We start from the raw sequence: 23,530 nt of genomic DNA on the forward strand, positions 1-23,530 counted from the left end.
ACGAAACCCGTACAGTGACCATAAACTCCACACTAAATCCAGCATTTACCTTCTTTACTTCCCCTTGGCATGGCCCCCAATGGCCTGAATCCCTCCCTTGTGGGCGATTTCCGGCCCCGCTCCACGCCTCTGACGGAGCGTCACCTTTCATCCTTACCAGACGGTACGGAGGGCCGTAAATGCAGCGCAGGACGAACGGTGTCGACGGGTCCGCGGCCCGAAGGAGCGGCAGCCCGACCGCCCCGGGGCACTGACGGACCGACGGGCGGACTCCGGACCAGACGGCCCGCCTTGACACTCTGACCAGTACCGAAGAACATGGCAAGGATTCTGGGGACATCTGTCCGGCACCCCGTTCCGCTCCTTCGCCCGTTTCCCAACGCCGCCTCCTTCCTCCCGACGGCAGGCGGACGTCAGGGCGTTCGACCACGGCAGTGCCTTTCCCCACCGGCCCGCGATCTCCCCACCCGTGGACGCAGGGCATCGGCGCACGTCTCCACCGCAGCTCACGCACCGCCCGACCGCGGGGCGGCACGGCGCACTTCACCGCTCCATGAAAGGACCACACGGAATGGACCGCGAATCTCCCGGCTCTTCCGGCTCTTCCCAGGGACGCGAGACGCTACCCTCCCTGACCGGATTACGCTGGGTCGCCGCATTCCTGGTTTTCGGACTGCACTTCACCGCACTACAGTTGGGCACCCCCCTCGGGTCCCCCGCTCCGTCCGCGATCGACCAAGGCGTCCTCGACGTCTTCGGGACCGGTTTCATCGGAGTCTCGTTCTTCTTCGTCCTCAGCGGCTTCGTGCTCACCTGGTCCACCCCCACGGACCGGCCGGCCCTGCTGTTCTGGCGGCACCGGGTCGCCAAGGTCTTCCCGGTGTACGTCGCCGCGTCCGTCCTCGCGGTGCTGTTGACGTTCGCCTCCCTGGACATCTGGCCGAGCTGGCGCACCGCACTGGCGCACGCCTTCCTGCTCCAGGCGTGGATCCCCGACCAGTCGTACATCTTCGGGCTCAACCCGGTGATGTGGTCGCTGAGCGCGGAGGCGTTCTTCTACTTCTGCTTCCCCGCACTGCTGGTGGTGCTCGTCCGGGCGAGCACCCGGGCGCTGTACGTCACGGGCGCCGCCTGTGTGGCCCTCACCCTGGCCGGGCCGACGCTGGTGGGGCGCGTCTTCACGCTGAAGACGCCGGAGCCGACGCCGATCGTGCCGATGGAGGGCTACGACAGCCAGTTCATGCTCTGGTTCACCGAGGTCTTCCCGCTGATGCGGCTGACCGAGTTCGTGGTCGGCATCGTCGTCGCCCTGCTGGTGCGCAGGGGGGCCTGGCGGGGGCCGAACGCCCACGTCGCGCTCGCGATCTGCGTGGTCGCCTTCGTCCTGAACCGGGAGCTGCCGGAGCCGCTGCAACGGGCCGCGGGCATGCTCGTGCCGTTCGCGCTGCTGATCGCGGGCATGGCGAACGCGGACCGGGAGGGGCGGTGGACGCCGTTCCGCGGCCGGATCATGGTGTTCCTGGGCAAGATCTCGTTCTGCTTCTACGCCGTGCACATGGTGCTGATCCTCAACACCCTGGGGCGGATCCGGCCCTGGCTGGTCGATCTCGGGCTGCTCTCCCGGCCCGACCAGGCGCTGCCGGCGTGGGGGGTGCTCGTCGGCCTCGTCGTGTACGCGCTGGTCGCGGGGGTGGCCGCCTGGATCCTGTACCGGTGCGTGGAAGTGCCGATGACACGGATCATCCGGGGGCGGGCGCAGACCGCGAAGCCGGAGTCGTCGGACCGACCGGACCCCGAGAAGTCGGACGGGGACGGGGCCGACGCCGACCGTCGGGTGGGCAGTTCGACCGCGTAGCACGACGAAACGCCCCGGCCCGCCGTCCGTGTGCTCGGACGGCGGGCCGGGGCGTTCTCGCAGCGAACCTCGGAACGAAGAGAGAGGAGTCGGGGCACGAGTGGACCCGGCCGGAGAGTACGGGGGATGTTGACTCTCCGGCCGGGTCGGTCGAGGTGCACCGGCGCTCGGCCGGTGCCGGCGGTGCGCGTCGGTCCGGTCCGCCCCGGGCTGTGGCTTCAGGGCGGCCCGGACCGACGCGAGCCGATCAGTGCGGGCTGGGCTGCGCCTTCACGGCGTCCTGCTCGCTGGCCTCCGAGCCCTTCTCGCCGCCGCCCTTGCGGTTGGAGACGGTGAGGGTCGCCAGCAGCGCCAGCGCCAGCAGACCGGCGCAGATGTAGCTGGAGAGCTGGATGGCGTCGGACATCGCCTCGCGCGCCATGTCCGCCACCGAGGCGGTCTCGGGCTTGGACGCGAAGGACGGGATGACCGAGCCGGCGCTGTCCGTGACCACTCCGCTCAGCCCCTCGGCCTCCTTCTCCGGCATCCCGGAGTCGGTGAGGCTGTCGCGCAGGTTGCTGGTGAGGGTGCTGAAGAAGAGCGTCGTCAGCACGGCGATGCCGAGGGCGGCGCCCAGTTCGCGCGAGGCGCTCTGGATGCCGGAGCCCTGCCCCGCGCTCTCGACCGGGACGTCCACGAGGACGATGTTGGTGACCTGCGCGGTGGCGAAGCCGACGCCGACGCCGTAGATGAAGAGCGCGATCGCGATCGCCCACCAGGAGGTGTCGGTCGCGGCGACCAGACCCAGCATCACCAGACCCGCCGCCTCCAGCAGCAGACCGATGCGCACCAGGCTCAGCGGGGTGGCCGTCATCGAGAAGCTGGCGCCACTGGCGCAGAAGCTACCGGCGGCCAGGGCGACCAGCGCGAGGCCCGCCTCGAAGGCGCTGTAGTCCAGGGTGAACTGGAGCCACAGCGGCATGACCGCGATGATGCCGAACTCGCCGAGACCGACGACCAGCGTGACCACGTTGCCGTTGCGGAACGAGGCGATGGAGAACAGTCGGGTGTCCATCAGCGGCTCTTCGTTCCGCTTGCTGAGCGCCGACTGCCGCAGCCAGAAGGCCACCAGGACCGCGATGGAGAAGACGAAGGAGACGAAGACCGGGGACAGCCCGCCGCTCCACTCGATGCCGCCGATCTCCAGCGTCTTGGTGGTCATGATCCAGCCGTAGGAGCGGCCCTCGATCAGACCGAACGCCAGGAAGCCGAGGCCGACGGCGGAGAGCACGCCGCCGAAGACGTCGATCTTGCCCTCGGTGCGGGGGGACGCCGGCAGGTAGAGCAGCGCGCCCACGATGATCAGCGTGATGATCGGGATGTTGATGCCGAAGGCCCAGCGCCACGAGATGTCCGCCAGCCAGCCGCCGAGCAGCGGGCCGACGGCCGCGGCGGCGCCGATGGTGGAGCCCCAGACGGCGAACGCCTGACCGCGCGCCTTGCCGGTGAACGTGGCGTTCACCAGGGCCAGCGAGGTCGGCAGGATCATCGCGCCGCCGATGCCCTGGAGGAAGCGGGCCAGGATCAGCAGGCCGCCGTTCGGCGCGATCGCCGCCACCAGGCTGGTCACGCCGAAGACGACGAGACCGATGAGGAAGATCTTGCGCGCGCCCTGGATGTCCGAGAGGCGCCCGGTGATCAGGAGGAGCGCCGCGAAGATGATCGCGTAGGACTCCTGGACCCACTGGGCCTCGACCGAGGTGACGTCCAGGTCCTCGATGATCGGGGCGAGGATCACATTGACGATCGTGATGTCCACCACGATCAGGGCCACGCCCAGGGACACGGCGACCAGCCCTAGCCACTGACGCATGGAAGGGGTTTCTTCTGTCACGGTTATTCCTCCACCCTGGTGTATCTTCACTGTAAAGGTAATTAGGTCACGGGGTGGTTGTCAAACCGGCGAGTGGAACGCGTCACATCCCGCCCGGTGCGTCTGCGCCGGCTCACGGAAGACGGCGGGGCCGGCGCCTCCCGTAGGTGCGCCGGCCCCGCCGTGGAGCGTGTGAGGTCAGCCCCGGGACGCGTGCAGGAAGCGGCCGGTGACCGACTCCCCCGCCGTGGGCATCTGGGCCGGCGGGCCCTCGTAGACGATCCGGCCGCCCTCGTCACCGGCGCCCGGTCCGAGGTCGACGACCCAGTCCGCCCGCGCGATGACGTCCAGGTTGTGCTCGATCACGATGACCGAGGCGCCCCGGTCCACCAGACCGTCCAGCAGGCGCACCAGGTTGTCCACGTCGGCCAGGTGCAGCCCCGTCGACGGCTCGTCCAGGACGTACGTGCTCACGTTCCTGCGCATCTCGATGGCCAGCCGCAGGCGTTGGCGCTCCCCGCCGGAGAGGGTGGTGAGCGGCTGGCCCAGGCTGATGTAGCCGAGCCCCACGTCCTGGAGGGTGGTCAGCACGGAGAGCACCGGCTTCTCGGTGAAGAAGTCCGCCGCGGTGTCGATCGACATCGCCAGCACGTCCGCGATGGTGCTGCCGCGCAGTCGGTAGGAGAGCACCTCGTCGGTGAACCGGCGCCCCTCGCACTTCTCGCAGGTGGTGGGGACCGCCGTCATGTAGCCGAGGTCCGTGTACGTCACCCCGAGCCCCTTGCAGACCGGGCAGGCGCCGTCGGAGTTCGCGCTGAAGAGCGACGCCTTCACCCGGTTGGCCGCGGCGAACGCCTCCCTGATGCCGTCGAGCATCCCGGTGTAGGTGGCCGGGTTCGAGCGGCGGGAGCCCTTGATGGGCGACTGGTCGACGACCGCGACGTCGGCGTCCTTCGGCAGCGAGCCGATGATCAGGGAACTCTTGCCGGCGCCGGCCACCCCGGTGACCGCGGTCAGCACCTGGAGCGGGATGCCGACGCTGACGTCCCGCAGGTTGTGCAGGTTCGCCGACTTGATGTCCAGGGTGCCGACCGGTTCGCGCACGTCCGTCTTGACGGGCTGGCGGACCGCGAGGTGGTCGCCGGTGGGCGTGCCCGCCGTCCGCAGCCCGGCGACGTCGCCCTGGTAGACGACCCGGCCGCCGTTGACCCCCGCGCGCGGACCGATGTCGACGACGTGGTCGGCGGCGGCGATCACGTCCGGGTTGTGCTCGACGACGAGGACGGTGTTGCCCTTGTCCCGCAGCCGCTCCAGCAGGCCGATCATCTGCGCGGTGTCGTGGGCGTGCAGCCCCGCGGTCGGCTCGTCGAAGACGTACGTCATCTCGGTGAGGCTGGAGTCCAGGTGACGGACCATCTTGATCCGCTGCGCCTCGCCGCCGGAGAGGGTGCCCGCGGCGCGGTCCAGGCTCAGATAGCCGAGCCCGATCTCCACGAGGTTGGTCAGGATGGAGCACAGCCCGGCCTTGAGGGGCGCGATGCCGCCCTCCGGCAGGGTGGCGGCCCACCGGCTCAACTCGGTGATCTGCATGGCGTTGCAGTCGGCGATGCTCACCCCGTCGATGCGGCAGGCACGGGCGGCCTCGTTGAGCCGGCTGCCGCCGCAGGCGTCGCACGGCCCGATCACGCCGATGGCCTCGACCGCCCGGCGGACGTGCGGACGCAGCGTCTCGACCTCCTTGGAGAGGTACAGCCGCTTGATCTTGTCGAGCACGCCTTCGTACGCCATGTTGTAGCCGCCGGTCTTGACGACCTCGTCGGCCGTGCCGGTCAGCAGTTGGTCCCACTCCTGCGGGGTGTACTGCGCCAGCGGCTTGTCGTTGTCGAAGAACCCCGACTCGCTGTAGATCTTCCAGAAGACGGACCCGACCGCGAAGTTGGGGAAGACGATCGCGCCCTCGTTCAGGGAGCGGCTGCGGTCGAAGATCCCCTCGACGTCGATGGTGGAGGTGCGGCCCACGCCCCCGCACTCCTGGCACATGCCGGCCGGGTCGTTGAAGGACAGGGCGCTCGGGCTCGCCACGGCCGGCGCGCCCACCCGGGCGAAGACGATCCGGAGCATGGTCCAGGTGTCGGTGGCGGTGCCCACGGTGGAGCGGGAGTTGGCGCCGATGCGCTCCTGGTCCACCACGATCGCCGCGTTGAGGTTCTCCAGGCTGTCCACGTCCGGGCGCGGCAGCGTGGGCATCTGGGACTGGAGGAAGGCCGGATACGTCTCGTTGATCAGCCGCTGCGACTCGGCGGCGATCGTGTCGAAGGCGAGCGAGGACTTGCCCGAGCCCGACACCCCGGTGAAGACCACCAGTTTGCGCTTGGGGATGTCGATGTCGATGCCGGTCAGGTTGTTCTCACGGGCTCCCCTCACCCGGATCACCTGGGCGAAGTCCGTCGCGGCGGCACCGCTTGCTGCTGCGTGCGCTGGGCTCACTGAGTCGTTCCGTTCTCGTGCGGTGGGTGGTGGGCCCGGCGGCGCCGTCCGCGCTCGGCGGGGCGCGACGGGGCACGGGTGCTTCGGGCGGCGGCGGAGCGCCGCGTCAGGCGGTGCCGCTGCTGCCGCGGGCGGAGGCGGCGCCCGACTGCCGCCCGCTGTACTCGTTGGCGAGCAGCGAGTCCATCGTGGCGCGCAGCCGGCCGATGAAGGCTTCGAACTCCTGGAGTTGCGCGGGGGTGTAGTGCGACATCGCCACGGCCATCTGCTGGGCGTAGGGACCGAAGAACTTCTCGGCCCGCGGCTTCACGCCGGGGCTGCTGCGCAGCGTCACGATCCGGCGGTCGGTGTGCTCGCGGGTGCGCACTATGTGCCCGGCCGTCTCCAGGCGGTTGAGCAGGGTGGCCGTGGCGCCGGACGACAGGGAGATGCGCTCGCTGAGCCGGGCCGGGGAGAGCGGCACCCCTTGGTCCTCCGCGTACAGGATCTCGGCGAGTGCCGCGGCGTCGGTGGAGTGGAGCCCCAGCCAGGCCGCGAACCGCTGGGTGAATTCGGTGTAGTTGGCGCCGAACGCTCGAAGCCCGTCCATGAGGCGGTCGCGCTGGGCCTCCAGGCCCCCGGGCTGCGGATTCTCGGTGGACATGCTCCCCTTCCCGACCTGTGCGACGACTTCGCGTCCGGTACGGCGACGGGTTCCACCGCTGGAGGTGACAGCCCGCCTCTGCGAAGTAACTTCACCACGAAGATACACGACAGGGGAGGTATCGGGACGGCTGCACGACGCCGCCGAAGGCGGCCCGGACGGGCGCTCACCGCGGGACGCTCAGGGCAGGACCGCCGTGCCGTCGAGTTCCACCAGGGCCTGTTCGTCCCACAGGCGTACGACGCCGATCACGGCCATCGCGGGATAGTCGCGCCCCACCAACCGGCGCCAGATCCGGCCCAGTTGGGGCGCTTGGACCCGGTAGTCGGCGACGTCGGTCGCGTAGACGGTGACCCGGGCGAGGTCGTGCGGGGCCCCGCCGGCGGCGGCGAGCGCCGCGAGGAGGTTCGCGAGGGCGGCCTCGAACTGCTCCGGCAGGGTCTCGCCGACGACGGTGCCCGCACCGTCGAGCGCCGTCTGTCCGGCGAGGAAGACCAGTCGGGAGCCGGTGGCGGTGACGGCGTGCGAGAAGCCGGACGGCGGGGAGAGCTCGGCCGGGTTGTGGCGGTGCAGGCTCATGCGGGCGCTCCCTCGACTCCTCGAACTTCCCCGGCTTCCCCGGCCTCCCCGACTTTCCCGGCCTTCCGGGCTGCGTACAACTCCTTGGCGACGATGGAGCGCTGGACCTCCGTCGCGCCCTCGTAGATCCGCGGCGCCCGCACCTCCCGGTACAGGTGCTCCAACAGGTGCCCGCGCTCCAGGGCCCGTGCGCCGTGCAGTTGGACGGCCGCGTCCACCACGTACTGCGCCGCCTCCGTCGCGAACAGCTTCGCCATCGCCGACCGCTTCGGCACGTCGGCGGCGCCCGCGTCGTACGCCGCCGCCGCGCTGAGCACCAGCAGTCGGGCGGCCTCCGTGCGGGTGGCCATCTCGGCCACCTGGTGGGCGACGGACTGGAGGTCCTTGAGCGGGCCGCCGAAGGCGGTGCGGCGCGCGGTGTGCGCGAGGGTCGCGTCCAGCGCGGCCTGGGCCATCCCGACCGCGAACGCCCCGACGCTGGGCCGGAACAGGTTCAAGGTGTCCATGGCGACCCCAAAGCCCCGGTCGACCTCGCCCAGCACGTCGTCCCCGGTCACCGGCGTCCCGTCGAAGACGAGCGCGCCGACGGGGTGCGGCGAGAGCATCTGAAGCGCGGTGCCGGACAGGCCCGGGCGATCGGCCGGGACGAGGAAGGCGGTGACGCCGCGCGCACCGGCGCCGGGGGTCGTCCGGGCGAAGACGGTGTAGAAGTCGGCCTCGGGGGCGTTCGAGATCCAGCACTTCTCGCCGGTCAGCCGCCAACCGGCGCCCGCCCCCGACGCCGGCTCCGCGGCCAGCGCCAGGGCCGCGGCGTCGGACCCCGCGCCCGGCTCGCTGAGGGCGAAGGCCGCGACCGCGCGCCCCGCCATCACCTCGGGCAGCCAGCGCCGGCGCTGCTCCGCCGTGCCGGCGCTCGCGATCGGTCGGGCGCCGAGGCCCTGGAGCGCGAGCGCGGTCTCCGCCTCCGTGCAGCCGTGGGCGAGCGATTCCCGCAGCAGGCACAGGTCCAGGGCGCCGGGGCGGGCGACCGGTCCGCCGTCCCCCAGGGCCTCGCCGGGCCCCTTCGTCTGCGAGCCGGTGAACAACCGCTCCAGCAGGCCCAGTTCACCGAGGGCGGCGAGCAACGGACGGTTCACCCGGCCCGGTGCGCCGCGCCGGGCCAGGGGTTCGAGTGTCCCGGCGGCGAGCGCACGCAGCTCGGCGCACCAGGCGGTCTGTACCGGATCGAGCGAGAATACGGGCATTGACGCCCTCACATATCTCATCTATCGCGAACCGTTGACTGTCGTCATCAACACGATACGCTCCTCTCACGACCCCACCATGACAAGGGGGCGCACCATGGAGCTGACACCCTCGGCCCACGTCGACACCTTCGCACGCGACCATCTGCCGCCCGCGGACCTGTGGCCCGAGCTGATCTTCGAGTTGCCGGAGCTCCGCTATCCCGACCGGCTGAACTGCGGACACGCCCTGCTCGACGAGACCGTCGAGCGCTTCGGCCCGCACCGCCCCGTCTTCCGCACCCCCACCGGAGACGTCTGGAGCTACGGCGAACTGCACGAACGGGTCGACCGCGTCGCCCACGCCCTCACCCAGCGCCTGGGCGTCGTCCCCGGCAACCGCGTCCTGCTGCGCGGCCCCACCGCCCCCTGGCTCGCGGCCTGCTGGCTGGCCGTGATGAAGGTCGGCGCGGTCGCGGTCACCGTGCTGGCCCAGCACCGCACCGAAGAGCTCGCCACCATCTGCGAGATGGCCGAGGTCAGCCACGCCCTGTGCGACGCCCGCGCCCTGGACGAACTGCTGCGGGTCGACCGCGGCGGCCTGCGGATCACCCCGTACGGCGGCTCCTCCCCCGACGACCTGCTGCACCTGGTCGCCGACGCGCCCGCCCGCCCCTTCCCCGCGGTGGCGACGGCCGCCGACGACGTGGCCCTGATCGCCTTCACCTCCGGCACCACCGGCCGCCCCAAGGGGTGCATCCACTTCCACCGCGACGTGCTGGCCGTCGCGGACACCTTCTCCGCACAGGTCCTGCGGCCGGTGCCGGACGACCTGTTCGCCGGCAGCCCACCCCTGGGCTTCACCTTCGGACTCGGTGGCCTGGTGGTCTTCCCGATGCGCGCGGGCGCCTCGGCGCTGCTGCTGGAGCGGGCCGGGCCGCGGCAGTTGCTGCCCGCGATCGCCGAGCACCGGGTCACGGTGCTGTTCACCGCGCCGACCGCGTACCGCGTGATGCTGAACGAGCCGCCTCCCGCCGACACCGGAGCCGTCGGGGCCCTCGGCTCACTGCGGCGCTGCGTCTCCGCCGGGGAGAACCTGCCCGCCGCCACCTGGCACGACTGGCTGGACCGCACCGGACTGCGCATCATCAACGGCATCGGCGCGACCGAACTGCTGCACATCTTCGTCTCCGCGGCGGACGACGCCATCCGCCCCGGCACCACCGGCCTGCCCGTGCCCGGCTGGCAGGCCCGCGTCATCGACCACCGCGGCGCGCCCGTCCCCGACGGCCAGCCGGGGCTGCTCGCCGTCCGCGGCCCGGTGGGCTGCCGCTACCTCGCCGACCCGCGCCAGCGCGAGTACGTCAAGGACGGCTGGAACCTCACCGGCGACACCTACGTGCGCCAGCCCGACGGCTGGTTCCGCTACGTCGCCCGCGCCGACGACATGATCATCTCGGCCGGCTACAACATAGCGGGACCCGAGGTGGAGGAGGCCCTGCTGCACCACCCGGACGTCCAGGAAGCCGCGGTCGTCGGCCACCAGGACGCCCTGCGCGGCCAGGTCGTCGCCGCGTACGTCGTGCTGCGCGGTGGCGTCCCCGCGAGCGACGCCACCGCCGCCGCCCTGATCGCGTCGGTGCGGACCCGGCTCAGCCCGTACAAGTGCCCCCGCTCCGTCGTCTTCCTCGACGCGCTCCCCCGCACCCCGACCGGCAAGCTCCAGCGCTTCCGCCTGCGCGGTGAGAAGTGACCTTAGAGTGATCACGTGGCCGACCAGCACACCCCCCGATCCCTGATCGTCACCCTCTACGGCGCGTACGGGCGCGAGCGCCCCGGGCCGCTCCCGGTCGCCGAACTCATCCGGCTGATGGCCGCGCTCGACGTCGACGCGCCGTCGGTCCGTTCGTCGGTCTCCCGCCTCAAGCGGCGCGGGCTGCTGCTCTCCGCCCGCACCCCGGAGGGCTCCGCCGCGTACGAGCTGTCCGCCGACGCCCGCCAGCTCCTCGAAGACGGCGACCGCCGCATCTACGACCGCAGGACCCCGCGGCTCGCCGACGGCTGGGTGCTCGCCGTGTTCTCCGTGCCCGAAGCCGAACGGAGCAAGCGCCATCTGCTCCGCTCCCGCCTCGGCCGCCTCGGTTTCGGCTCGGCCGCCCCCGGGGTCTGGGTCGCGCCCGCCCGGCTGTACGAGGAGACCCGGCACACGCTGCGCCGGCTCCAGCTCGACCCGTACGTCGAACTCTTCCGCGGGGAGCACCTGGGCTTCGCGGCGACGGCCGAGGCGGTCGCGAGCTGGTGGGACCTCGGCGCGATCGCCAAGCAGCACCAGGAGTTCCTGGGCGCGCAGGAGCAGGTGCTGCACGACTGGCTGGGCGGGCGCCCAGCCACCCCGGAGGACGCCTACCGGGACTATTTGCTCGCCCTCGACTCCTGGCGCCGACTGCCCTACGCCGACCCGGGGCTCCCGCTGGAACTCCTCCCGGTGGGCTGGCCCGGGTCCCGCTCGGCGGAGGTCTTCGGCCGGCTGCACGAGCTGCTGCGGGACGCGGGCGCGCTGTTCGTGCACAGCACCGACCAGGGCGGGCAGGAAGGCCGGGATCACCGGGACGATCAGGACGGCCGGGACGATCAGGAAGGGGACGAGGACGCGTCCCCCGTCATCGCCTCCTGACCGCCGTCATGCGCCGGGGGGCCCGGCAGGCCCGTGAGGCTGAGCCGGGGTCGGGGCGCGTCCGTGCGGCCCGTCGGCGGCGTCCGACTGCCCGCGCGGTACGGGGCGGGCCAGGGCGCGCCCGGCCCCGCGTAGCCCTGCTCGGCCGCGGCGTGCAGCGTCCACTGCGGGTCGTACAGATGCGGCCGGGCCAGCGCGCACAGATCGGCGCGCCCCGCCAGGACCAGGGAGTTCACGTCGTCCCACGACGAGATCGCCCCCACCGCGATCACCGGCACCCCCAGCACGTTGCGGATCCGGTCGGCGTACGGGGTCTGGTACGAGCGGCCGTACTCGGGGCGCTCGCCGGACACGACCTGGCCGGTGGACACGTCGATCGCGTCCGCGCCGTGCTCGGCGAAGGCGCGCGCGATGACCACGGCGTCGTCGTCCGTCGTCCCGCCGGAAGCCCAGTCGGTGGCGGAGATCCGCACCGTCATCGGCCGGTCCCCGGGCCACTCCGCACGCACCGCGTCGAAGACCTCCAGCGGGAAGCGGAGCCGGTTGGCGAGGCTGCCGCCGTAGGCGTCGCTCCGTCGGTTGGTCAACGGGGACAGGAAGCCGGAGAGGAGGTAGCCGTGGGCGCAGTGCAGTTCGAGCAGGTCGAAGCCGGCGCCCGCGGCCCGCTGCGCCGCGTCGACGAACTGGGTCCGCACGGCGTCGAGCCCCGCGCGGTCCAGCTGTCGCGGCACCTGGCTGACGCCCGGCCGGTACGGCAGCGGCGAGGCGGCCACCAGCGGCCAGTTCCCGACCGGCAGCGGGTCGTCCATGCCCTCCCACATCCGCCGGGTGGAGCCCTTGCGGCCGGAGTGGCCGAGCTGGACCCCGATGGCGGTGCCCGGCGCCCGGGCGTGCACGAAGTCCGTGATCCGCCGCCAGGCGCGGGCCTGCTCGGGGGTGTAGAGGCCGGTGCAGCCGGGGGTGATGCGACCCCGGGCGCTGACGCACACCATCTCCGTCATCACCAGGCCGGCGCCGCCGAGCGCCCGCGCGCCCAGGTGGACGAGGTGGAAGTCGTCCGGGACGCCGTCCTTCGCCTCGTACACGTCCATCGGGGAGACCACGACCCTGTTGCGCAGGGTCAGTCTGCGCAGTCGGAAGGGGGTGAACATCGGGGGCGTGTCGGGCGGGCAGGTGAAGTCCCGCTCCACGGCGTCCGTGAAGGCGCGGTCGCGCAGCCGGAGGTTGTCGTGGGTGACCCGTCGGCTGCGGGTGAGCAGGTTGAACGCGAACTGCCGGGGCGGCTGGTCCACGTACGTCCCCAGCTCCTCGAACCAGCGCAGGCTGGCCGTCGCCGCCCGCTGCGTCGACTCGACGACGGGGCGGCGCTCGGCCTCGTACGCGGCGAGGGCGTCGTCCAGCGCGGGCTGTTCCGCCACGCACGCGGCCAGCGCCATGGCGTCCTCGACGGCCAGTTTGGTGCCGGAGCCGATGGAGAAGTGGGCCGTGTGGGCGGCGTCGCCGATCAGGACCGTACGGCCGTGGGACCAGCGCTCGTTGACGACCGTGCGGAACGCGGTCCAGGTGGAGTGGTTGCCGTACAGGGGCCGGCCACCGAGGGCGTCGGCGAAGATCGCGGCGCAGCGGTCGACGGACCGCGCTCCCGGGGCGGCCGGCGCGCCGGGTACGTCCGTGTCGAATCCGGCGGCCCGCCAGACCTCCTCGCGCATCTCGACGATGACCGTGGACGCGTCGGCGGCGTACGGATACGCGTGGAGCTGCATCACTCCGTGTTCGGTCTCGGCGATCTCGAAGCGGAACGAGTCGAAGGCGACGGGCGTGGCCAGCCAGATGTAGCGACAGCGGTGGGTGGTGACGTGCGGCCCGTACGCGGCGGGGTCGGCCTCCCTGGTGGTGCTGCCGGCGCCGTCGGCCGCGATCACCAGGTCGTGGGTGGCGGTGAGCCGGTCGACGGGCGGTGCGGGGGTGCGGAACCGGATCGAGATGCCCAGTTCCTCGCAGCGGCGGTGCAGTATCCGCAGCAGCGTGCGGCGCCCCAGCGCGGCGAAGCCGTGTCCCGAGGAGGTGAACGTACGGCCCCGATGGACGATGTCGATGTCGTCCCAGCGGACGAACTCGTCGCTCAGGGCGCGGTGGACCGCCGGGTCGGCGTGTTCGATGCCGCCCAGGGTCTCGTCGGAGAGCACGACGCCGAAGCCGAAGGTGTCGTCGGGGGCCCGGCGCTCCCAGACGGTGATCTCCCGTCGTGGGTCGAGCCGCTTGAGCAGGGTCGCGGCGTGCAGTCCCCCGGGGCCGCCGCCGATGACGGCGACGCGCAGGGGGGCGCTCCCCCTCATCGCCCCCGCCACTGCGGTGCCCGCTTCTGGGTGAACGCCGCGTGGAACTCCGCGTAGTCCGCGCCGTTCATCAGCAGGGCCTGGGTGGCGGCGTCCAGCTCCACGGCCGCGGCGAGCGGCATGTCCAGCTCGGCCGTCAGCAGCGCCTTGGTCTGGGCATGGGCGAGGGCGGGCCCGGCGGCGAGGTGTCGGGCCAGCTCCGCGGCCCGGGCGTCCGCGCCGCCCTCGGGGGTGAGTTCGCTGAGGAGGCCGATCCGCTCGGCCTCTGCGGCGCCGACGGGCTCGCCGAGCATCAGCAGTCGGGTGGCGTGCCCGAGGCCGACGACCCTCGGCAGCAGATAGGCGGCGCCCATGTCGCCGCCGGACAGCCCCACCTTGGTGAAGAGGAAGGCGAAACGTGCGCTGGGGTCGGCGATCCTGAAGTCCGCGGCCAGGGCGAGGACCGCGCCGGCGCCCGCGGCGACGCCGTGGACGGCCGCGATCACCGGGAAGGGGCATTCGCGGACGGCCCGTACGGTCTGCCCGGTCATCCGGTTGAAGTCGAGGAGCTGGGCGGTGTCCATGGCGAGGGTGGCGCCGATGATCTCGTCGACGTCGCCGCCGGAGCAGAAGCCGCGCCCCTCGCCGCCCAGCACCAACGCCCGTACGGAACGTTCGCGGGAGAGTTGGGCCAGCAGGTCGCGGAGGTCGGCGTACGCGCCGAAGGTGAGGGCGTTCAGCTTCTGCGGGCGGGCGAGGGTCACGGTCGCGACGCCGTCGGCGACGACGAGCCGTAGGTGGCGCCATTCCTCGGTGTCGGTGCGTCGCGCGGATCCGGTAAAGGGGCTCATGAGAGGCGGCCTCCTTCGAGGGCGGGCGACGCCGGTCCGCCGCTGCCTCCCACGAAGCTATCACCCGCCCGTGACTTCCGTCACGGGCGCGCGATAGCCTTCAGTCCTCGCTGCTCACGCTTGCCCCTGGGCTTCCCGCGCGACGGGGACCTCCGGGATCTCCGCTCCCCACGGGGCCGGTGCGAGCGTCGCCACCAGCACGGCCTTGATCGTGTGCAGACGGTTCTCCGCCTCGTCGAAGACGACCGAGTGGGCCGACTCGAAGACCTCGTCGCTGACCTCCAGCTCCGTCAGGCCGTGCGTCTCGTAGATCTCCCGCGCCACGGTGGTGCCCAGGTCGTGGAAGGCGGGGAGGCAGTGCAGGAACTTCACGTCCGGATTGCCCGTGGCCCGCAGCACGTCCATCGTCACGGCGTACGGACCCAGCACCTTGATCCGCTCGTCCCAGACCTCCTTGGCCTCGCCCATCGACACCCAGACGTCGGTGGCGACGAAGTCCGCGCCCAGCACGCCGTCCGCGACGGACTCGGTGAGGGTGATCCGGGCGCCGCTGACCTCCGCCATGGCCCGGGCCCTGGCCTGGACCTCCTCGACCGGCCAGTACGCCCGGGGGGCCACGATGCGCACGTCCATGCCGAGCAGGGCGCCGGTGATCAGATAGGAATTGCCCATGTTGAAGCGGGCGTCCCCGAGGTAGGCGAAGGACATCTGCTCCAGCGGCTTCATCGAGTGCTCCACCATGGTGAGCACGTCGGCGAGCATCTGGGTGGGGTGCCAGTCGTCGGTGAGGCCGTTGTAGACCGGCACGCCGGCGTGGGCCGCCAGCTCCTCCACCTTGGCCTGGGCGTCCCCGCGGAACTCGATGGCGTCGAACATCCGCCCGAGCACGCGTGCGGTGTCCTTCGTGGACTCCTTGCTGCCGATGTGGGACCCGGCCGGACCGATGTACGTCGTCGCAGCGCCCTGGTCGGCCGCGGCGACCTCGAAGGCGCAGCGCGTCCGGGTGGAGGACTTCTCGAAGATCAGCGCGATGTGCTTCCCGCGCAGCCGCTGCTCCTCAGCGCCGGCCCGCTTGGCCGCCTTCAACTCGGCGGCCAGCGCGACGAGACCGCGGAACTCCTCGGCGGTGAAGTCCAGCTCCTTGAGGAAGTGGCGGCCTTCGAGATGTATCGCCATGGGCTGCTCCTGGTCGCTGCGTGGGTGGCGGTGTGTGGGGAGGTCGGAGGGGGTGAGAAGGGGTGAGAAGGGACGGGAAGGGGACGGCCCGGACGGGGCCTTCACGGTCGACGACGATGGAAGTATATACGAAGCCCTGCATTGCTATACAAGACCTGGAGTCCCCCGATTCGGGTCGGTCCGGGGTCCGCCCGTTCGAGGCTTTCGATGCGGGTCCGTGCAACCAGGGTCCACCACACCGGGCCCTTTCGTGCCCTCAGACCGCGTCCCGCTCGACGGGGCAGCTCATGCAGCGCGGTCCTCCCCTCCCCCGCCCCAGCTCGCTGCCGGGGATCTCGATCACTTCGATGCCCTGTTTGCGCAGGTGGGTGTTGGTGGTCACATTGCGCTCGTACGCCACGACCACGCCCGGCTCGACCGCCAGCACGTTGCACCCGTCGTCCCACTGCTCGCGCTCCGCCGCGTGCACGTCCTGGGTGGCGGTGAGCACCCGGACCTCCGTCAGCCCGAGCGCGGCGGCGATCGCGCTGTGCATCTCCTCGGGCGGGTGGTCGCTGACCTTGAGCCCCTGCGGGCCCTCGGCCGGCTCGATGGTGTACGAGCGGAGCATCCCGAGGCCGGCGTACTGGGTGAAGGTGTCCCGGTCGACCATCGTCATCACGGTGTCCAGGTGCATGAAGGCCCGTCGCTTCGGCATGTCCAGGGCCACGATGGTGCGCGCCGAGCCGGCCGCGAAGAGCCCCTTGGCCAGCATCTCCACGGCCTGCGGCGTGGTCCGCTCGCTCATCCCGATCAGCACCGCGCCGTTGCCGATCACCAGCACGTCGCCGCCCTCGATGGTGGACGGGTAGTCGCTCTGCCCCTGTGACCAGTGGTGGAAGGGGCCGGCGTCCGGGCCGGCGAAGAGCGGGTGATAGGCGTAGATCGCCTCGAAGTGGACGGTCTCGCGTTGGCGGGCCGGCCAGCGCATCGCGTTGATGGACACCCCGTCGTAGATCCAGGCGGAGGTGTCGCGGGTGAAGATGTGGTTCGGGAGCGGGTCGAGCAGGAAGTCGTCCAGGTTCATCACGTGGAACCGCACGGAGGTGGGCTCCGGGTGCCCCGCCAGGTACTCCCGCTTCGTCGCCCCGCCGACCAGGGCCTCCGCCAGTTCGGCGGACGGCAGGGCGTCGAAGGCGGACTTGAGGTGGTCGGCGGCGAGCGGCCCGTACTCCTTCTCGTCGAAGGCGCGGTCCAGGACCAGCTTCCTGGCCTCGGGGATCTCCAGTGCCTCGCACAGCAGGTCGCCGAAGAGGTGCACCTCCACCCCGCGGTCGCGCAGGACGTCGGCGAAGCCGTCGTGCTCGGCGCGGGCGCGGCGCACCCACAGGACGTCGTCGAAGAGCAGGGCGTCCTTGTTGGTCGGCGTCAGGCGTTTCAGTTCGATGTCGGGGCGGTGCAGTATGACCCGGCGCAGCCGCCCGGTCTCGGAGTCGACGTGGAATCCCATGTGGCCATCCTCACCGCGCGGCGGGCCCTTCACTCGGTGGCCGTGCCGTGGCCGGCCAACGAGCTCCGACGGCCCTCCGCCCGCATCGTGGGTGCGTCGCGGACTCGGTCCCGGACTCCCAGACTGCCTCGCCGGGGCGGTTCGGTGCACCGTCGGGTGGCGGTGGGCCGTCCCGCGGGCGGCGCGCCCCGGGGTGGGGGCGCGCCGCACGGGGGCGGTACGGGCCGCTCAGAGGCGGGGGTCCACCGGCTCGGACTCCAGGGCCAGGACCGCGAAGACGGCTTCGTGGATCCGCCACAGCGGCTCCCCGTCCCCGAGCCGGTCGAGGGCTTCGAGGCCCAGTGCGTACTCGCGCAGGGCCAGTGACCGCTTGTGGCCGAGGTGGCGGTTGCGCAGCCGGTCCAGATTGGCCGGGCGGGTGTACTCGGGACCGTAGATGATCCGCAGGTACTCCCGGCCCCGGACCTTGATCCCGGGCTGTACCAGGGCGCCCTTCTCGGTGCGGACCAGCGGCTGGAGCGGTTTGACGACCATGCCCTCGCCGCCGGCGGCCGTCATCGTCAGCCACCAGTCCGTGCCGGCCGCCACGGACGCCTCGTCGCCGGTGTCGACCACCAGGCGCCGGGTGGTCTGGAGGAGCCCGGTGGGGTCGTGCTCGACGAGCCGGTCCAGCCACGTCAGCTGCTCGTCGTGCGGTACGCCGGCGAGCGAGCGCCCTTCGGCGGCAAGGACCTGGAAGGGCGCGAGCCGTACGCCGTCCAGGCCGTCCGTGGGCCAGCAGTAGCGGCGGTACGCCTCGGTGAAGGCGGCGGCGTCATCGGCCCGCTCCCGCTGGGAGTGCAGGAGGGCGTCGACGTCGACCCCGCGGGCCGCGGCGGCTTCGAGGGCCGCGGTGGCTCCGGGCAGGACGGCGCCCGCTGCGGCGCCGACGGCGGCGTACTGCGAGCGGAGCAGCCCCGACGCCTTGAGGGACCAGGGCATCAGCTCGGCGTCCAGCAGCAGCCAGTCCGTGCGCAGCTCGTCCCAGAGCCCGGCGGCGGTGACGGCGGTGCGCAGCCGGTCGAGGAGTGCCTCGGTGAGGGGCTCCTCGCTGAGGAAGGGCCGCCCGGTGCGGGTGTAGAGGGCGCCGGTCGGTACGGCGTCGGTGCCGGTCGCCGGGGTGAGGCCGAAGCGCTTGCGGGCGGCTTCGGCGTCGCGGCAGACGAGCACGACGGCCCGGGAGCCCATGTGCTTCTCCTCGCAGACCACCTTCCGGACACCGTCGGCGCGGTACTGCGCGAAGGCTTCGGCGGGGTGCTCCAGGTGGCCCTCGACGGTGGAGGTGGCGGTGGGCGCCATCGTCGGCGGCAAGTAGACGAGCAGCCGCGGGTCGATCGCGAAGCGGCTCATGACCTCCAGCGCCGCAGCCGCGTTCTCCTCGCGCACGCCGACGCGGGCCAGGTGACGGGTCTCCACGATCCGTCGGCCCCGGACGTCGTCGAGGTCGAGCGGCCGGCCTTCGCGGGCGCCGGGGGCCTGCGCTCGCAGCGGCTTGACCGGCTCGTACCAGACCTGCTCGGCGGGTACGTCGACGAGTTCGCGCTCGGGCCAGCGCAGGGCGGTCATCCGGCCGCCGAAGACGACGCCGGTGTCGAGGCAGATCGTGTTGTTGACCCAGGAGGTGTCGGGGACGGGGGTGTGGCCGTAGACGACGGCGGCTCGGCCGCGGTACTCCTCGGCCCAGGGGTAGCGCACGGGCAGGCCGAACTCGTCGGTCTCGCCGGTCGTGTCGCCGTACAGGGCGTGCGAGCGCACCCGGCCGGAGGTGCGGCCGTGGTACTTCTCGGGCAGGCCGGCGTGGCAGACGACGAGGTCGCCGCCGTCCAGGACGTAGTGGCTGACGAGCCCGTCGATGAACTCGGCGACGCGCTGGCGGAACTCCGGGTCCTTGGCGTCCTCCTTCTCCAACTGCTCGATGGTCTCGGCAAGTCCGTGGGTGCGCTGGACGTTCCTGCCCTTGAGGTAACGGCCGAGCTTGTTCTCGTGGTTCCCCGGTACGCACAGCGCGTTCCCGGCCTGGACCATGGACATCACGCGGCGCAGCACGCCGGGGCTGTCCGGGCCGCGGTCGACGAGGTCGCCGACGAAGACGGCGGTGCGGCCGTCGGGGTGCGCCCCGTCCCGGTAGCCGAGTTCGGCGAGCAGGGTCTCCAGTTCGGAGCTGCATCCGTGGACGTCGCCGATGATGTCGAAGGGGCCGGTGACGTGGCGCAGGTCGTTGTAGCGGCGCTCCAGGACGACCTCGGCGCCCTCCACTTCGGCGACGCTGCGCAGGACGTGGACCTTGCGGAAGCCCTCGCGCTCCAGGCCGCGCAGGGAGCGGCGGAGTTCGCCGCGGTGCCGCTTGATGACGCGGCGCGGCATGTCGGCGCGGTCGGGGCGGGTGGCGTTGCGCTCGGCGCAGACCTCTTCGGGCAGGTCGAGGACGACGGCGATGGGCAGGACGTCGTGTTCGCGGGCCAGTCGCACCAGTTGGCGGCGGGCCTCGACCTGGACGTTGGTGGCGTCGACGACGGTGAGCCGTCCGGCGGCGAGCCGTTTGCCGGCGACGTAGTGCAGGACGTCGAAGGCGTCGCGGGTGGCCGCCTGGTCGTTCTCGTCGTCGGAGACCAGGCCGCGGCAGAAGTCGGAGGAGATGACCTCGGTGGGCTTGAAGTGGCGGCGGGCGAAGGTCGACTTGCCGGAGCCGCTGGCGCCGATGAGCACGACGAGGGACAGGTCGGTGATCGGCAGCCGTCTGGTCGGCTGGGCGTCGGGGGCGGTGTCCATCGTCTCCGTGATCTCCGTACTCGCTGTGTTCGCCGTGTTGTCAGGGATGTCGGGGTGGGTCATGCCGCCTTCGCCTCCTTCGCGGTGCGGTCGTCGTCCTCGGTGCGGGTGTCGTCCGCGGCACGCTCCGGGTCGTCGGAGTCGCCCCGGGTGAACACCGCCATCTGGGTCGGCGGGCCGACTTCCGGGTCGTCCGGCCCCACGGGGAGGTACGCGACGGCGTATCCGTCGCGCGCGGCCACGGCCTCCGCCCAGCTGCGGAACTCCGCCCGGGTCCACTCGAAGCGGTGGTCGCCGTGGCGCACGTGTCCGGCCGGCAGGGTCTCCCAGCGGACGTTGTACTCCACGTTGGGCGTGGTCACGATGACGGTCCTGGGCCGGGCGGCCTGGAACACCGCGTACTCCAGCGCCGGGAGCCGCGGCAGGTCGAGGTGTTCGACGACCTCGCTGAGCACCGCCGCGTCGTACCCGGCCAGTCGTTTGTCGGTGTACGTCAAGGAGCCCTGGAGGAGTTGGACGCGGGCGGCCTGCCGTTCGCCCATGCGGTCCAGCTTCAGCCGGCGCGCGGCGATGGTCAGCGCCCGTACGGACACGTCCACGCCGACGACCTCGGTGAACCGGACGTCCTTGAGCAGTGCCTGCACCAACTGGCCCTGGCCGCAGCCGAGGTCCAGCACGCGCTGGGCGCCGGCGGCGCGCAGCGCCGTCAGGATCGCGTCGCGCCGCTGCTCGGCGAGGGGCACCGGGCGTTCCTCGGTGTCCCGGGTCTCGTCGACGGCGTTGTCCACGTCCTCGACGTCCAGGTCGTCCGTCTCGGCCAGCCGGACCAGCTCCAGGCGCTCCTCGGCCTGTCGGGTCAGGCGCCAGCGCCGGGAGAGGTAGCGGCTGGTGATCAGTCGGTGCTCGGGGTGGTTCGCCAGCCAGCCGTCCCCCGCGCGCAGCAACTTGTCGACCTCGTCGGGCGCGACCCAGTAGTGCTTGGCGTCGTCGAGCACGGGCAGCAGGACGTACAGCTGCCGCAGGGCGTCGGCCAGACGCAGCTCGCCCTCCAGGACGAGTTGGACGTAGCGGGATTCGCCCCACTCGGGGAACTGCTCGTCCAACGCGACCGGACGGGCGGTGACGGTGGTCCAGCCGAGCGGGCCGAAGAGCTTCTCGACCAGCTCGGCGCCGCCGCGTGCGGGCAGGGCGGGTATCTCGATCCGCAGCGGGAGCGGTGCTTCGGCGCGCTCGGGCAGCGCGGCGCACACGCCCCGCAGTGCGCTCCGGAAGACCGTGCTCAGCGCCACGGCCAGCAGGGAGGAGGCCGCGTACGGGCGGTCGTTGACGTACTGCGCGAGGGCGGAGTCGGGTGCGCCGCCGCGTCCCTTGCCCTTGCCGCGCCGCACCAGCGCCACCGGATCCACCTCCAGCAGCAGCGCGGCCGTGCACTGCTCGGGCGTCGCCTCGGGGTAGAAGACGTGGGCCCTGCCGTGGGAGGTGGAGAACGCCTGCGCCTTGTCGGGGTGCTTGTGCAGCAGGAAGCCGAGGTCGGTCGCTGGTCGTTGCGGGGTGCCGGTCGTCCGGATCGTCAAGAACACCTGACCGATTATGACGGTGTTTAACGGACTCGTGCCCGTATTTTGTCCGCCGACCGCCCCGGACGCCGGGCCGCTCCGACGGGCGTCGTGCCGATGGGCTTGACGGCAGGTCAGCCGATGTCGCCGCGGCTCGGGGCCAGGGCCCCGGCGACGTCTGCGACGACGTCCGGGCCGACGCGGCAGCAGCCGCCGACCAACCGGGCGCCGGATGCCAGCCAGCCGCGGACGCGCAACGGGTCGATGCCGCTCCCGACGCCGCCGTCACGCCAGTCCCGCGTCTGCGCGTCCCAGGTCTCACCGCTGTTCGGGTAGACGACGACGGGCTTGCCGGTCGTCGTCGCGGCGAGCGCGACGGCGCCGTCCGCGTCCTCGGGGGCGCAGCAGTTGACGCCCACGGCAACGACGTCGTCGCCCGCGGCCAGCGCGAACGCGGCGGCCAGGTCCTGACCGGCCCGGGTCTGCCCACCGCTGACGGTGTACGAGAGCCAGACGGGCACGCCGCAGCCCTCGACGGCCCGCAGCAGCGCCTCGGCCTCGTCCGTGTCGGGCACGGTCTCCAACGCGAGGACGTCCGGCTCCGCGGCGGCCAGCGCCTCGATCCTGGGCCGGTGGAAGCGCTCCAGCTCGCGGACCGTCAGTCCGTAGCGCCCCCGGTACTCCCCGCCGTCCGCGAGCACCGCGCCGTACGGCCCCACCGAGGCCGCCACCCACACCTCGTCCTCGGTCGCCTCCGCGGCGGCCCGGGCCAGCGCCACGCTACGGGCGAACAGCCCGGTCACCTCCGCCCGCCCGACGCCCCGGCGGGCGAACCCCTCGAAGCTCGCCTGGTAGCTGGCGGTGATCAGCACCCGGGCGCCCGACCGTACGTACGCCCGGTGGGCGGCCTCGATCTGCTCCGGCCCGTCCACGAGGAGACGTGCCGACCACAGCTCGTCGGACACGTCGCACCCCTGCGCCTCCAGTTGGTTGGACAGACCTCCGTCCAGGACCAGGGGTCCCTCGGCGAGGGCCCGGGCGAGCGTACGGGCGGGGCGCACGGCCGTCAGCCCAGCTGGGACTGGACCTGGGCGGAGATCAGCTCCAGGTGGTCCAGGTCGTGCAGGTCGAGCACCTGGAGATAGATCCGGGACGAGCCGACGGCGGCGTACCGGCCGATCTTGTCGACCACCTCCGCGGGTGAGCCCGCCAGACCGTTCTGCTTCAGCTCGTCGGCCTCCCGGCCGATGGCCGCGGCGCGGCGGGCCACCTCGGCGTCGTCCCGTCCCACGCACACCACCAGCGCGTTCGAGTACACCAGGTCGTCGGGGGCGCGCCCGGCGGTCTCCGCGGCTGCCTTGACCCGTCCGAACTGGCGCTCGCTGTCCTCGACGGACGCGAAGGGGATGTTGAACTCGTCCGCGTACTGCGCGGCCAGGCGCGGGGTGCGGGTGGCCCCGTGCCCGCCGATCAGCACCGGCACCCGTCCGTTCACGGGCTTGGGCAGCGCGGGCGAGTCGCTGAGCTGGTAGTGCGTACCGTCGTAGGAGTACGTTGCGCCGGCCTCGATGGCCCACAGGCCGGTGACGATCGCCAGCTGCTCCTCCAGCCGGGCGAACTTCTCCTTCGGGAACGGGATGCCGTACGCCCGGTGCTCCTCCTCGAACCACCCGGCGCCCAGCCCCAGCTCCACCCGGCCACCCGACATCTGGTCGACCTGGGCGACCTGGATGGCGAGCACGCCCGGGAGCCGGAAGGTGCCCGCGGTCATCAGGGTGCCGAGACGGATCCTGCTCGTCTCGCGCGCCAGCCCGGCCAGGGTGATCCAGGCGTCCGTGGGTCCGGGGAGCCCGTCGGCTGAGCCCATGGCGAGGTAGTGGTCGGAGCGGAAGAAGGCGTCGAACCCGAGGTCCTCGGTGGCCTTGGCGACGGTCAGCAGGGTGTCGTAGCTGGCGCCCTGCTGGGGTTCGGTGAAGATGCGCAGATCCATGCGTCCATCCTGCACCGTCCGACCGCGGTCAA

At 72.1% G+C, this 23,530-nt stretch carries 16 protein-coding genes; 3 read left to right on the forward strand and 13 right to left on the reverse strand.

Translation table 11 applies throughout. From position 1 onward, the window contains the following. The first annotated feature begins 571 nt into the window (after positions 1 to 571). A complete protein-coding gene (locus AB0E05_RS33115; RefSeq protein WP_361970684.1) occupies positions 572 to 1,855 on the forward strand; it encodes an acyltransferase in 1,284 nt (427 codons plus the stop codon). 247 nt (positions 1,856 to 2,102) lie between these two features. Here the strand turns inward: AB0E05_RS33115 and AB0E05_RS33120 are convergent, their stop codons facing one another. The 5 genes from AB0E05_RS33120 to AB0E05_RS33140 form a co-directional block, all read right to left on the reverse strand. Next, positions 2,103 to 3,707: a DHA2 family efflux MFS transporter permease subunit gene (locus AB0E05_RS33120; protein ID WP_361970686.1), complete on the reverse strand. Its 1,605-nt coding sequence runs from the start codon at positions 3,705 to 3,707 to the stop codon at positions 2,103 to 2,105. Between the two features lie 198 nt (positions 3,708 to 3,905). Then, a complete protein-coding gene (locus AB0E05_RS33125) occupies positions 3,906 to 6,194 on the reverse strand; it encodes an excinuclease ABC subunit UvrA (protein ID WP_361970688.1) in 2,289 nt (762 codons plus the stop codon). Positions 6,195 to 6,300: 106 nt separating this feature from the next. After that, a complete protein-coding gene (locus tag AB0E05_RS33130; RefSeq protein WP_361970690.1) occupies positions 6,301 to 6,837 on the reverse strand; it encodes a MarR family transcriptional regulator in 537 nt (178 codons plus the stop codon). Positions 6,838 to 7,017: 180 nt separating this feature from the next. Further along, positions 7,018 to 7,416, reverse strand: a complete 399-nt coding sequence (locus AB0E05_RS33135) for a RidA family protein (RefSeq protein WP_361970691.1) — start codon at positions 7,414 to 7,416, stop codon at positions 7,018 to 7,020. Then, positions 7,413 to 8,660, reverse strand: a complete 1,248-nt coding sequence (locus tag AB0E05_RS33140) for an acyl-CoA dehydrogenase family protein (protein WP_361970693.1) — start codon at positions 8,658 to 8,660, stop codon at positions 7,413 to 7,415. The genes AB0E05_RS33135 and AB0E05_RS33140 overlap by 4 nt, the downstream gene beginning before the upstream one ends. 97 nt (positions 8,661 to 8,757) lie before the next feature. Between AB0E05_RS33140 and AB0E05_RS33145 the strand changes: the two genes are divergently transcribed. Beyond that, positions 8,758 to 10,392, forward strand: a complete 1,635-nt coding sequence (locus AB0E05_RS33145; RefSeq protein ID WP_361970695.1) for an AMP-binding protein — start codon at positions 8,758 to 8,760, stop codon at positions 10,390 to 10,392. A 15-nt stretch (positions 10,393 to 10,407) separates the two neighbouring features. Further along, positions 10,408 to 11,313, forward strand: coding sequence for a PaaX family transcriptional regulator C-terminal domain-containing protein (locus AB0E05_RS33150; RefSeq protein ID WP_361970697.1), 906 nt, complete (start codon positions 10,408 to 10,410; stop codon positions 11,311 to 11,313). Here the strand turns inward: AB0E05_RS33150 and AB0E05_RS33155 are convergent. From AB0E05_RS33155 to AB0E05_RS33190, 8 genes are all read right to left on the reverse strand, one after another. Then, the gene (locus AB0E05_RS33155) at positions 11,271 to 13,649 is read right to left on the reverse strand and encodes a bifunctional salicylyl-CoA 5-hydroxylase/oxidoreductase (RefSeq protein WP_361970699.1); all 2,379 of its coding nucleotides are present in this window, start codon (positions 13,647 to 13,649) and stop codon (positions 11,271 to 11,273) included. The genes AB0E05_RS33150 and AB0E05_RS33155 overlap by 43 nt on opposite strands. Continuing rightward, on the reverse strand, positions 13,646 to 14,479 hold the full coding sequence (locus AB0E05_RS33160; RefSeq protein ID WP_361970701.1) for an enoyl-CoA hydratase family protein: 834 nt from the start codon (positions 14,477 to 14,479) through the stop codon (positions 13,646 to 13,648). Before AB0E05_RS33160 ends, AB0E05_RS33155 begins: the two co-directional genes overlap by 4 nt. 114 nt (positions 14,480 to 14,593) lie before the next feature. Continuing rightward, positions 14,594 to 15,655: an ornithine carbamoyltransferase gene (gene argF, locus AB0E05_RS33165; RefSeq protein ID WP_361970703.1), complete on the reverse strand. Its 1,062-nt coding sequence runs from the start codon at positions 15,653 to 15,655 to the stop codon at positions 14,594 to 14,596. 256 nt (positions 15,656 to 15,911) lie between these two features. After that, the gene (locus tag AB0E05_RS33170; RefSeq protein WP_361970705.1) at positions 15,912 to 17,144 is read right to left on the reverse strand and encodes an arginine deiminase; all 1,233 of its coding nucleotides are present in this window, start codon (positions 17,142 to 17,144) and stop codon (positions 15,912 to 15,914) included. A gap of 228 nt (positions 17,145 to 17,372) precedes the next feature. Further along, positions 17,373 to 19,952: a polynucleotide kinase-phosphatase gene (locus AB0E05_RS33175; RefSeq protein ID WP_361970742.1), complete on the reverse strand. Its 2,580-nt coding sequence runs from the start codon at positions 19,950 to 19,952 to the stop codon at positions 17,373 to 17,375. A 59-nt stretch (positions 19,953 to 20,011) separates the two neighbouring features. Then, positions 20,012 to 21,532 (reverse strand): 3' terminal RNA ribose 2'-O-methyltransferase Hen1, encoded by a 1,521-nt coding sequence (locus tag AB0E05_RS33180; protein WP_361970707.1) that lies wholly within the window; start codon positions 21,530 to 21,532, stop codon positions 20,012 to 20,014. A gap of 110 nt (positions 21,533 to 21,642) precedes the next feature. Continuing rightward, entirely contained in the window at positions 21,643 to 22,569 is a 927-nt protein-coding gene (gene mmuM / locus AB0E05_RS33185) for a homocysteine S-methyltransferase (RefSeq protein ID WP_361970709.1), read from the reverse strand. Positions 22,570 to 22,574: 5 nt separating this feature from the next. Then, positions 22,575 to 23,498 carry an LLM class F420-dependent oxidoreductase gene (locus AB0E05_RS33190; protein ID WP_361970710.1) on the reverse strand — a complete coding sequence of 308 codons (924 nt, stop codon included), beginning with the start codon at positions 23,496 to 23,498 and terminating at the stop codon, positions 22,575 to 22,577. Between the last annotated feature and the right edge of the window lie 32 nt (positions 23,499 to 23,530).

The sequence above is a fragment of the Streptomyces sp. NPDC048057 genome, assembly GCF_040653095.1.
Taxonomy (GTDB): domain Bacteria; phylum Actinomycetota; class Actinomycetes; order Streptomycetales; family Streptomycetaceae; genus Streptomyces.

Coding starts and splice junctions, on each gene's coding strand:
- AB0E05_RS33140 (WP_361970693.1), bottom strand. CDS start 8,660: ATGCCCGTATTCTCGCTCGATCCGGTACAGACCGCCTGGTGCGCCGAG.
- AB0E05_RS33115 (WP_361970684.1), top strand. CDS start 572: ATGGACCGCGAATCTCCCGGCTCTTCCGGCTCTTCCCAGGGACGCGAG.
- AB0E05_RS33145 (WP_361970695.1), top strand. CDS start 8,758: ATGGAGCTGACACCCTCGGCCCACGTCGACACCTTCGCACGCGACCAT.
- AB0E05_RS33190 (WP_361970710.1), bottom strand. CDS start 23,498: ATGGATCTGCGCATCTTCACCGAACCCCAGCAGGGCGCCAGCTACGAC.
- AB0E05_RS33120 (WP_361970686.1), bottom strand. CDS start 3,707: ATGCGTCAGTGGCTAGGGCTGGTCGCCGTGTCCCTGGGCGTGGCCCTG.
- AB0E05_RS33130 (WP_361970690.1), bottom strand. CDS start 6,837: ATGTCCACCGAGAATCCGCAGCCCGGGGGCCTGGAGGCCCAGCGCGAC.
- argF (WP_361970703.1), bottom strand. CDS start 15,655: ATGGCGATACATCTCGAAGGCCGCCACTTCCTCAAGGAGCTGGACTTC.
- AB0E05_RS33175 (WP_361970742.1), bottom strand. CDS start 19,952: ATGGACACCGCCCCCGACGCCCAGCCGACCAGACGGCTGCCGATCACC.
- AB0E05_RS33160 (WP_361970701.1), bottom strand. CDS start 14,479: ATGAGCCCCTTTACCGGATCCGCGCGACGCACCGACACCGAGGAATGG.
- AB0E05_RS33135 (WP_361970691.1), bottom strand. CDS start 7,416: ATGAGCCTGCACCGCCACAACCCGGCCGAGCTCTCCCCGCCGTCCGGC.
- AB0E05_RS33170 (WP_361970705.1), bottom strand. CDS start 17,144: ATGGGATTCCACGTCGACTCCGAGACCGGGCGGCTGCGCCGGGTCATA.
- AB0E05_RS33155 (WP_361970699.1), bottom strand. CDS start 13,649: ATGAGGGGGAGCGCCCCCCTGCGCGTCGCCGTCATCGGCGGCGGCCCC.